This window comes from Frankia sp. Mgl5 (assembly GCF_023242985.1).
GTDB lineage: Bacteria > Actinomycetota > Actinomycetes > Frankiales > Frankiaceae > Parafrankia > Parafrankia soli.
In genome coordinates this window covers 1-1,242 of sequence record NZ_JALKFY010000777.1, presented here as the reverse complement: position 1 = coordinate 1,242, position 1,242 = coordinate 1, and the positions used below count along the sequence as shown (strand labels likewise).

At 69.8% G+C, this 1,242-nt stretch carries 1 protein-coding gene; it reads left to right on the top strand.

What is annotated here, in order from left to right; translation table 11 throughout:
- A partial coding sequence (locus MXD62_RS27570; protein ID WP_248832311.1) for a polyketide synthase occupies nucleotides 1-1,242 on the top strand: 1,242 nt, incomplete at both ends.

Genomic DNA, 1,242 nt, shown 5'->3' with positions numbered 1-1,242 from the left:
CGACGCGGTGTCGGAGTTTCCGGTGGATCGGGGTTGGGATGTGGCGGGTCTTTATGATCCGGATCCTGGTCGGGTGGGTCGGAGTTATGTGCGGTCGGGTGGTTTTCTGGCTGGTGCGGGTGATTTTGATGCGGGTTTTTTTGGGATTTCGCCGCGTGAGGCGTTGGCGATGGATCCGCAGCAGCGGTTGTTGTTGGAGGTGTCGTGGGAGGCGTTGGAGCGGGCGGGGGTGGATCCGTCGTCGCTGCGTGGCAGCGACACCGGCGTCTTCACCGGCCTGATTTACCAGGGCTACGGCGGCGAGTCGGTGACGGCGTCCGAGGGGGTGGAGGGTTACCGGATCAGTGGGACCGCCTCGAGCGTGGCCTCCGGTCGGGTGGCGTATGTGTTGGGGTTGGAGGGGGCGGCGGTGACGGTGGATACGGCGTGTTCGTCGTCGTTGGTGGCGTTGCATCTGGCGGTGCGGGCGTTGCGGGCGGGTGAGTGTGGGATGGCGTTGGTGGGTGGGGTGACGGTGATGTCGACGCCGGTGGGTTTTGTGGAGTTTTCGCGGCAGCGGGGGTTGGCTGCTGATGGGCGGGTGAAGGCGTTTGCGGAGGGTGCGGATGGGACGGGGTGGGGTGAGGGGGTGGGTGTGTTGGTGGTGGAGCGGTTGTCGGTGGCGCGGGTTCGGGGGCATGGGGTGTTGGCGGTGGTGGCGGGTTCGGCGGTGAATCAGGATGGTGCGTCGAATGGTTTGACGGCGCCGAGTGGTCGGGCGCAGGAGCGGGTGATCCGGGCCGCGCTTGCGGACGCGGGTGTGGGCCCGTCCGAGGTCGACGTGGTGGAGGGGCATGGGACGGGCACCCGGCTGGGTGATCCGATCGAGCTCGGCGCGTTGCTGGCGACCTACGGGCAGGGGCGGGAGCCGGGCCGCCCGCTGTGGCTGGGGTCGGTGAAGTCGAACATCGGGCACGCGCAGGCGGCCGCCGGGGTGGCCGGAATCATCAAGATCGTGGAGGCGCTGCGGCATCAGTCGGTGCCGAAGACCCTGCACGTGGACGCGCCCTCGTCGCGGGTCGACTGGTCGACGGGGTCGGTCGAGGTGGTCACCGAGCCGGTCGCCTGGCCACGGCAGGCCGCCCGGGTCCGCCGCGCGGGGGTCTCCTCGTTCGGGATGTCGGGCACGAACGCGCACGTCGTCATCGAGGAGGCCCCGCCAGCCGTCCCCGAGTCCGAATCGGAGCCCGGGGCCGCGGCCGG